Consider the following 9,384-nt stretch of genomic DNA (forward strand, 5'->3'; position numbering starts at 1 on the left):
CTTCCGTCTCCCGGAAGCCCCCGCGCAGCCCCGTCGCCCCCGCGGAGCCCCGTCGCCCCCGCGGCGCCGGTGCGGGAGCCGGGGCCCGCGGCCGGGGTCATCGCCGCAGCTCCGTGTGGGCCGTCTCCGGCAGGCGCAGGTACACCACCGAGGACGCCAGGCACAGCACCGCCACGTACCAGGGGAACAGCCCGGAGTGGCCCGTCTCCTTGAACAGCGTGCCCACGTACGGAGCCGTGCCGCCGAAGAGGGCGACGGTCAGGGAGTAGGGGAAGCCGATGCCGGCCGCGCGCACCCGGGGCGGGAACACCTCCGCGTTCACGGCCGCGCTGATCGAGGTGAAGCCGGTCAGCAGCACCATGCCCGCGCAGCTCACCAGCAGCAGCACGGCGAAGGAGTCGCGCAGGGCGTGCAGCAGCGGCACGCACAGCAGGGCGAAGCCCACGCCGAAGAAGAGCAGCAGCGGGCGGCGGCCGAAGCGGTCGGAGAGCAGTCCGCCCAGCGGCTGGAGCAGGGCGAAGAAGGCGAGCGAGAGGGTGCCGGCCAGCAGCGCCTGCGACTTCTCGACACCCGCGTTGAGTTCGGCGTACGTCGGCAGGTACGACGTCCAGGTGTAGTAGGCGATGGTGCCGCCGGCCGTGATCCCGGCGATCCGCAGCGACTCGCGCGGATGGCGGCGCAGCGCCTCGAACAGGCCGGGGCGGGGCGCCTGCCGCTGTTCCTCGCTGCGCGTCTCCTGCGCTCCCTGCCGGATCCAGAAGCCGACCAGGCTGAGCACCGCGCCCAGGACGAAGGGGACCCGCCAGCCCCAGCCGTTCATCGCCTTCTCGGAGAGCGTGTCGACGAGCAGGGCGGCGATCCCGGAGGCGAGGAGCTGCCCGGCGGTCGTCGACACGTACTGGAAGCTGGAGAACAGCCCGCGGCGGCCCGGCCCCGCCGACTCCACCAGGAAGGTCGTCGAGGCCGCGAACTCGCCGCCCACCGACAGCCCTTGGAGGAGGCGGGCCAGGACGAGCACTATGGGAGCCAGCAGGCCGGCCGCCGCGTACGTCGGGGTCAGCCCGACCAGCAGGCTGCTGCCGCCCATCAGCAGGATGGTCGCCGTCAGCGCGGCCCGCCGCCCGCGCCGGTCCGCGATCGCCCCCATCAGCAGCCCGCCCACCGGCCGCATGAAGAAGCCGACCGCGAACACCGCGAACGTCGACAGCAGCGGGACCAGCGAGTTGTCCGCGCCCTTGGGGAAGACCTGATCGGCGATGTAGGTGGCGAGGAAGGTGTAGGCGTACCAGTCGTACCACTCCACGGCGTTGCCCACGGAGGCGGCGAGGAGCTGGCGTACGGGCCGTCGTGCCGGAGGAGCGGGGTGACCGGATGCCGTGTGCATGTGTGTCATGATCGCGACCATCCCCGCCCGGCGGGCCCCGGACACCTCCCGTACCGGCGACTTTCACACCCGCGCCATCGGACCCTTCCCTGGCGTTCGACGCTCCTGGAACACTCCTTCCGCGCGCATTCCGTCACCGACCGGCCGGCGACACCATGACACAAGGGGAGAGGGTCCTCGTTCATGCCCGAAGTCAACCGGCGCAGATTCCTCCAGCTCGCGGGTGCCGGCACGGCGTTCAGCGTGCTGTCCGCCAGCATCCAGCGGGCCGCCGCGATCCCGGCCAACCACCGCACCGGATCGATCGAGGACGTCGAGCACATCGTCGTCCTGATGCAGGAGAATCGTTCCTTCGACCACTACTTCGGCAAGCTGAGGGGCGTCCGCGGCTTCGGCGACCCGCGCCCGGTGACCCTCCCCAGCGGCAAGTCCGTGTGGCACCAGACGAAGGACGGCAAGGAGGTGCTGCCGTTCCACCCGGACGCCGACGACCTCGGCATGCGGTTCCTGGAGGGCCTGCCGCACGGCTGGCCCGACGGCCAGGCCGCCTACAACGGCGGCCGCTACGACCGGTGGCTGCCCGCCAAGGGCACCACCACCATGGCGTACCTGACCCGCGAGGACATTCCCTTCCACTACGCCCTCGCCGACGCCTTCACCGTCTGCGACGCCTACCACTGCTCCTTCATCGGCTCCACCGACCCCAACCGCTACTACATGTGGACGGGTCACACCGGCAACGACGGCACCGGCGGCGGCCCGGTCCTCGGCAACGACGAGCTGGGCTACGGCTGGACGACCTACCCCGAGCGCCTGGAGCGGGCCGGCGTCTCCTGGAAGATCTACCAGGACATCGGCGACGGCCTGGACGCCGCCGGCTCCTGGGGCTGGATCGACGACGCCTACCGCGGCAACTACGGCGACAACTCGCTGCTGTACTTCACCCGCTACCGCGACGCCGAGCCCGGCGACCCCTTGTACGACAAGGCCCGCACGGGCACCGACGCCAAGGCGGGCGAAGGGTACTTCGACCGGCTCCGCGCGGACGTCCGGGCGGACCGGCTGCCGCGGATATCGTGGATCGCCGCCCCCGAGGCGTTCTCCGAGCACTCCAACTGGCCGTCCAACTACGGCGCCTGGTACATCGCCCAGGTCCTGGACGCCCTCACCGCCAACCCGGACGTGTGGGCGAAGACGGCCCTGTTCATCACCTACGACGAGAACGACGGCTTCTTCGACCACGTGGTGCCGCCGCTGCCGCCGGAGTCCGCCGCGCGGGGCAAGTCCACCGTCGACGTGTCCCTCGACCTCTACCCGGGCGACGGCAAGCGTCCGGCCGGCCCCTACGGCCTCGGCCCGAGGGTGCCGATGCTGGTCGTCTCCCCGTGGAGCAAGGGCGGCTACGTCTGCTCCGAGACCTTCGACCACACCTCGATCATCCGGTTCATGGAACGCCGCTTCGGGGTGCGCGAGCCCAACATCTCACCGTGGCGGCGGGCCGTCTGCGGAGACCTGACCTCCGCCTTCGACTTCTCCCGCAAGGACAGCAGCCCGGCCGACCTGCCGGACACCGACGGCTACCGGCCGCCGGACCGCGAGCGCCACCCCGACTACCGGCCGACCCCGCCGGCCGGCCCCGACATGCCGAAGCAGGAGCCGGGCTCCCGTCCGGCCCGCCCGCTGAAGTACGCCCCGTACGTGGACGGCTCCGCCGACCCGGCCACGGGCCGGTACGCGCTCACCTTCGCCTCCGGCCCCGAGGCCGGCGCCGCCTTCCTCGTCACCTCCGGCAACCGCACCGACGGCCCCTGGACCTACACCACCGAGGCCGGCAAGACGGTCTCGGACACCTGGAACTCGCTGTACTCCAAGGGCTCCCACGACCTGACCGTGCACGGCCCCAACGGTTTCCTGCGCGCCTTCAAGGGGGCCGGGAAGACCGCCGGGCCGGAGGTCACCGCGCGGCACACCGGCGACGACGTGGAGCTGACCTTCACCAACGCGGGCTCCGGCACGGTCCGGCTGAGGCTGGCCAACGCCTACGGCGGCGCCCCCACGACCGTCACCGTGCGCCCCGGCGCCACCGTGAAGCACCGGGTGGCCCTCGCGGCGAGCCGGCGCTGGTACGACCTGACCGTCACCTCGGCGGCGGACCCGGCGTTCCTGCGCCGCTTCGCCGGGCACGTCGAGAACGGGCGGCCGGGGGTGAGCGACCCGGCCATCGCCACCGAGTAGCCGCTACAACGGCGTCAGCCGCTCCGGCCCCTGCTGCCGGGGCACCAGCGCGGGGGAGGCCGCGGCCGGTCCGGGCTCCGGGGCGAGTACGGCGGCGGCCGCCGGGCGGGCGTCCCGGTGCGCGGGACCGGACCCGTCCGGGGCGCCGGAGCGATACCGGGCGCCGGTCCCCTGCCGCATCCCGGTCCCGTGCCGGGTCTCGGCACGGAACCGAGCCCCGGCACGGCACGGATCGCCGGTCGTGCGCCGTTCGCCGGCGCGCTCCGGGGCGCCGGGCCGGTCCGGGACCGGCCCGGCGGGAGTCGCCCGGGTGAGCAGCAGCACGCCCCAGGCGGCCAGGCCCGCCCCGGTCAGCGCCAGCAGCACACCCGCCGCGCCGCCTTGGAGCCGTTCACCGAGCAGCGAGAGCCCGATCACCGCGGCGGCGGCCGGATTGGCCAGGGTCACCACCGCCAGCGGCGCCCCGAGGCCGCCCCGGTACGCCGTCTGCGACAGCAGCAGTCCGCCCGTCGCGAAGGCCGCGACCAGCAGTGCCACCCCGATCACCTGGACACTGAGCAGCGGGCCCGAACGGTCGGTGACGGCGACCGTCACCGTCTGCGTGAGTGCCGAGGCGACCCCCGAGGCCACCCCCGACGCGGTCGCGTGCCGCAGGCCCGGCCGGGTGCCCGGCCACGACAGGGTGCCGATCAGCGCGGCGGTGACACCGGCGACGGCCAGCGCCTCGGAGACGCTGAGCACGTCGTCTGGCGCGGGCCCGGACGCGGTGATCAGCAGCGCGCCGAGACCGAGCAGGGTCAGACCGGTGCCGCGCCACTCCACCGCGCTCACCCGCCGCCCCGCGAGCCGCGCCCCCAGGGGCACCGCGGCCACCAAGGTGAGCGCGCCGAGCGGCTGGACCACGGTCAGCGGGCCGTACTTCAGCGCCACGACGTGCAGCAGCGCGGCCGAGGCGTTCAGCGCCACCGACCACCACCACGCCCCGCTGGCCAGCAGCCGCAGCGTGCCCGCACCGGCGGAGCGGGACGCCAGCCGCTCCTGGGCGACCGCCGCGGCGGCGTAGGCGGCGGCGGAGACGAGGGAGAGGAGGACGGCGAGCAGAGCGGCACTCATCGGCCCGCCCCGAGCAGGTTGCGCCCGCCGGGCCGCGCGGGCGCCGGGGGATCTTCCGGGCCGGTGTGCGCGGCCGGGCGGTCACGGGGCGGTGCGGGCCGCGGCCGCCCGAGCCGGGGAGGCTGCGGCCCGCCGGCCGGTCCGGACCGGCCGGCGGCGGCCGGGGTGAGCCGCTCCGGCTGCGGTGTGGTCCGCCGCGCCCCGGCCGGCGCGGGCCGCCGCGGCGCGCCCGCCGCCGGTACGGCGCTGCCGCGCGCGGCGGCCGACGGCTCGCCCCGGCCGGGGCGAGCCGGGAGCGCCGTGCGGCGCGGCGGGCGGATCAGCGCGAGGGCGAGGCCGAGCAGGGCCGTCGCCGCGATGGAGTCCAGCCAGTAGTGGTTCGCCGTCCCCACGATCACCAGCAGCGTCAGCAGCGGGTGCAGCAGCCACAGCGGCCGCAGGCGGGACCGGGTGGCGGCGATCAGGCCGATCGCCAGCATCAGCGCCCAGCCGAAGTGCAGGGACGGCATTGCCGCGAACTGGTTCGACAGGTGGTCGCTCCGCGGCGGCCCGTAGACCGAGGGCCCGTACACCCGCCCGGTGTCGATCAGGCCGGTCGCGGCCAGCATCCGCGGCGGCGCGAGGGGGAACGTCAGATGCAGCACCAGCGCGGCGGCGGTCACCGCGGCCAGTACCCGGCGGACCCAGACGTAGTGCGCGGGCCGGCGCAGGTAGAGCCAGACCAGGAAGGCCGCGGTGGCCGGGAAGTGGACGGTGGCGTAGTAGGTGTTCGCCAGATGCACCAGGGTGTCGCCGTGCAGCAGCAGGGACTGCACCGCGCCCTCGCCGGGCAGGCGCAGGGCGCGCTCCAGGTCCCACACGTGGTGCGCGTTGCGGAACGCCTCACCGGTGTGGCCCGTCGCCAGTCGCCGGCCGAACTTGTAGACGAGGAAAAGCCCTGCCACGAGCAGGAGCTCACGGACGAGCGGCGGCCGCGCTGACGCGTCGGGCTCCGCTTCGGCAGGCTCGGTGCGGGCGTTCATCCCCCGGCCCCTTCGCTGACGGTGGTGCGTGTGGTGGTGCGGCGGAGCCGGTGGCTCGCCGGATCTCGCCGGGCTCGTCGGTGGTGAGCCCGGCCGGTGCGGGAGGGTGATGGATCTCATCGATACGTTCCCGTACCGATACGCCAGTGTACCGATACGCTTGGGTACCGGTACACTGGCGTATCGATGGCCGTACGACACACTGGGAGTACGGGCGCAGCACGGGCCCCGGGCCCACCGGATCCGAGCGAGGGGTGCACGATGACGTCGCAGGCCGCGGACCGACCGGACACGGTCGTCGCCTCGCGCCGCTCCAAGATCACGCCCGAGCGTGAGCAGGAGTTCTTCGACGCCGTCCTCGAACAGATCCGGGAGTGCGGTTACGACGCCGTCACCATGGAGGGCGTGGCCGCCAGCACCCGGTGCAGCAAGTCCACGCTCTACCGGCAGTGGAAGACCAAGCCCCAGTTCGTGGCGGCGGCCCTGCGCTCCCACCGCCGGGTACGCTTCGCGGGCATCGACACCGGATCGCTCGCCGAGGACCTGCGCCAGGCGGCCCGGGCGGCGGGCGAGTGGTCGGGCGAGGACACCCGGCTGCTCCAGGCGCTCGGGCATGCCGTGATGCAGGACGCGGAGCTCCAGCAGGCACTGCGGGAGGCGCTCGTCGAGCCCGAGATCGCCGCTCTGCGGCAGATCCTGGAGCGTGGTGTGGCGCGGGGCGAGGTGGCCGCCGGCCATCCGGCGCTGGAGTACGTGCCCGCGCAGATGTTCGGCGTCCTGCGGGTCCGGCCCGTCGTGGAGGGCGAGTACGCCGACGCGGACTACCTGGTCCGTTTCGTGGAGGCCGCCGTGCTGCCGGCGCTCGGCCTCACCTGAAGACCCAGGCCGCCGTCCATGGGATGACTGGACGGTGACCTGCTCGCGCCGACCCGTGGGGACGGGGGCGGCGCGCACCCCCGGCCGGGTGGGACGCCTCTTGAGCGGAGGGGCGCCCCACCCGGCCGTCGTGTGCGGGGCTGCTGCCGTCGTGGCTGCGGACCGGAGCCAGACTCACTCAGCGCGGACTCGCCGCGCGTATCCCGTACTCGTACGGCTACCTCACCCAGGTCGAATGCGGTGCCCGGCCCGCCACCAGCGACTTCGTAGCAGCAGTCGCGCACGCCTTAGGCGTCGACGTCACCACGCTCACAGGGCAGCCCTACGTGACCGAACCGCAACACGACCGACTTGCCGAACTGGTACGACCGATCCGTGAGAGCCTCGACTTGTACGACCTCGGCCCCATCCCGGATATCACAGCACGGCCAGCGGACCAGCTCCGGGCCGAAGCCGACGAGCTATGCCGAGAAGTCCGGGCTACACATCTACGGACTGCTGCCCGCAAGCTTCCCGGTCTGATCACCGAGCTGACTGACACGGCGTGGTCGATGCCGTCTACCGAGCTGTGGCAGGCACTCGCGTCAACGTATCGGACCGCTCACGACATCAGTGTGAAGCTCGGCTACTACGACCTTTCCACCGTGGCGCTGGACCGGATGGACTGGGCGGCCCAGCGCGCTTCTGACCCGGGCCTGGCCGCAGTTCGCCAGTACATGAGGGCTCTGGTGTACTTCCGGGAAGGCGAGTATGGAACCGGGCAGCGCCTCATCGCCTCGGGGCATAGCGTGGTCGGCCAGGCAGAGCCCACACGGGAGGCCCTGGCTGTCACTGGACAGTTGCCACCTAGGTGCGTCGGTGATCGCCGCGCGCCTGAACGACGAGGCGAAAGTGGCCGTTCATAGCGATGAAGCCCGTAGGATCGCCAACCGGATCGGTGATGCCTCCGACTGCACTGGCTCAGCTTTGGCCCACCAACGTGGCACTCCACAAGATGTCCGCCGCAGTGGAGATGCGCGCCTACGACGATGCGCTGAAGCAGGCCCGAACGATCAAACTTCCGACGTCATTGGCGACGTCTCGCCGTGCGCACTTCCTCATCGACCGGGCCCGGACAGAGATGGAGATGTCGACGACGTCGGACAGTGCGAGACCGGCCTCGCCCTGGCCCGGCTCGTGAGGAGGCACCGCCGATGAGTCCTTCGGACGCCATGCCCCCGGCCCCGGTGCTGGGTCTACTCCCTCCCGAGCCGGACCCGGTGACGGGCTGCCCGACGTGCCGGGATCTCGCACGGCAGCGGGAAGAAGCCCGGGCCGCGCGGGACGGCTCACGCGTCTCGGACTGCAACGCCTCATCCGCGCCACCCCCACGGCCCCCGGCCCAGCGGGCTGCGGTACTGAGACTCCCGCCGGGGTCGCCGAGGTGATCGCGGCGCCGGCGGGCCGGGCGGCCGTCGTTCGCTGGGGAGCTCAGACGGCCGCCCACACCAGACCGTCACCGGCTCGACGCCGGCCGAGCCGGTGACGCCCCGCGGCCCGCCTCCGCCCCCCGTCGGAGGCGGGCCGCTCACCGCACGAGATCCTCCAGCGGTACGCCGATGGCGCGCGATACGCAGCAGCAGCTTCCTGAGGGCGGGGTTCGCGCGGCGGGCCTGACGGCCTGGTCTCAGCTCATCCCCCTATCAGGCGTTACACCCGCTCGCCGTTGCCGCCGCCGGACGCCGCCTTGATGCCCTTCGTGATCTCGTCGATGACGCTCTGCGACTCACCGACGTCGACACCGAAGCGGACGACGACGATCTGCTCGGGGTTGTTCGGCGCGGGGAAGGCGAGCGACTCGACGTAGCCGTCGGAGCCCTTGCTCGTGACCGCCTTCCAGCGAACCAGGTAGCCCTTCTGCCCGGCCACGGTCACCGCCCTGGACGCGAGCACGTCGTGCGAGGTGATCGAACCGTAGGTCTTGCCCCCGTACGACTCCCGCGCGTTCGCCTCGATGTCCGCCTTCGCTACCTCCTCGGCCGTGTCGCCCTCCGTCTCGAGCAGCATCGCGGGCGCCGAGTACGCCCCGCCCTTGGTGCAGGTCTCGGAGGTGTCGCCGGGGCACGGGTAGGAGTCGTCCGACGTCACCTGCGCGCCGAAGGAGAGCTCCTGGCCGTACCAGCCGTCCGGGATGGGCAGGCTGATGCCGCTGAGCGGGTCGGTCACCGATCCGCTGTCGACCTTGGGCCGGCCGGACGGGTCCGGGGCAGGAGACGTCCCGCCCTCCCCGTCCCGGAAGGGACCGTCCTGGCCGTCCGGACCGCCCGGGCGCGGGTCCTGCCGCCCCGATCCGGCACGGTCGCCGCCGCGGCCGTCACTTGCGGTCAGGGCGTAGACGCCGACGCCGATGCTGGCGAGGACGGCCGCGGCCAGGCCCACGGCGATGCCGGTGCGCAGCCCACGCCGCCGGCCGGGCGCCGGCTGCGCGGGATACGCCGGGTAGCCCGGGTACACCGGCTGCCCGGCGAAGCCCGGGTAGCCAGACTGCCCGGGGAAGCCCGGATGGCCAGGGTGACCGGGGTGCGCGGGCTGTCCGGGGAATGCCGGGTACCCGGGCTGGACCGGCGGTGCCGGGTACGCCGCAGGCGCGGGCTGCGCGCCCTCGGCCGGGGGCTGGCCCGGCGGTGCCGGGTACGCCGCAGGCGCGGGCTGCGCGCCCTCGGCCGGGGGCTGGCCCGGCGGTGCCGGGTACGCCGCAGGCGCCGGCTGCGCGCC

Annotated in this window: 6 protein-coding genes and 2 pseudogenes; 4 read left to right on the forward strand and 4 right to left on the reverse strand. The window is 73.5% G+C overall.

All coding sequences use genetic code 11. From position 1 onward, the window contains the following. Positions 1–97 precede the first annotated feature (97 nt). On the reverse strand, positions 98–1,405 hold the full coding sequence (locus AB0L74_RS05740) for an MFS transporter (RefSeq protein ID WP_365646054.1): 1,308 nt from the start codon (positions 1,403–1,405) through the stop codon (positions 98–100). A 162-nt stretch (positions 1,406–1,567) separates the two neighbouring features. On the opposite strand from AB0L74_RS05740, the gene AB0L74_RS05745 reads away from it, so the two are divergent. Then, positions 1,568–3,619, forward strand: a complete 2,052-nt coding sequence (locus AB0L74_RS05745) for a phosphocholine-specific phospholipase C (RefSeq protein ID WP_365645929.1) — start codon at positions 1,568–1,570, stop codon at positions 3,617–3,619. Positions 3,620–3,622: 3 nt separating this feature from the next. On the opposite strand, the gene AB0L74_RS05750 is transcribed toward AB0L74_RS05745, so the two are convergent. Beyond that, positions 3,623–4,732, reverse strand: coding sequence for a hypothetical protein (locus AB0L74_RS05750; RefSeq protein WP_365645931.1), 1,110 nt, complete (start codon positions 4,730–4,732; stop codon positions 3,623–3,625). After that, positions 4,729–5,754: a phosphatase PAP2 family protein gene (locus AB0L74_RS05755; protein WP_365645933.1), complete on the reverse strand. Its 1,026-nt coding sequence runs from the start codon at positions 5,752–5,754 to the stop codon at positions 4,729–4,731. The genes AB0L74_RS05750 and AB0L74_RS05755 overlap by 4 nt, the downstream gene beginning before the upstream one ends. A gap of 261 nt (positions 5,755–6,015) precedes the next feature. On the opposite strand from AB0L74_RS05755, the gene AB0L74_RS05760 reads away from it, so the two are divergent. Further along, positions 6,016–6,630, forward strand: a complete 615-nt coding sequence (locus AB0L74_RS05760) for a TetR/AcrR family transcriptional regulator (protein WP_365645935.1) — start codon at positions 6,016–6,018, stop codon at positions 6,628–6,630. Between the two features lie 140 nt (positions 6,631–6,770). Further along, positions 6,771–7,756: pseudogene (locus AB0L74_RS05765) on the forward strand (helix-turn-helix transcriptional regulator); the annotation flags it as partial. Between the two features lie 563 nt (positions 7,757–8,319). On the opposite strand, the pseudogene AB0L74_RS05770 reads toward AB0L74_RS05765, so the two are convergent. Then, positions 8,320–9,126: pseudogene (locus AB0L74_RS05770) on the reverse strand (hypothetical protein); the annotation flags it as partial. 45 nt (positions 9,127–9,171) lie between these two features. On the opposite strand from AB0L74_RS05770, the gene AB0L74_RS05775 reads away from it, so the two are divergent. Further along, positions 9,172–9,384: hypothetical protein (locus AB0L74_RS05775; protein ID WP_365646070.1), on the forward strand; the 213-nt coding region annotated here is incomplete at its 3' end.

Origin of the sequence: Streptomyces sp. NPDC052020, assembly GCF_040680575.1 — a bacterium.
Lineage (GTDB): Bacteria > Actinomycetota > Actinomycetes > Streptomycetales > Streptomycetaceae > Streptomyces.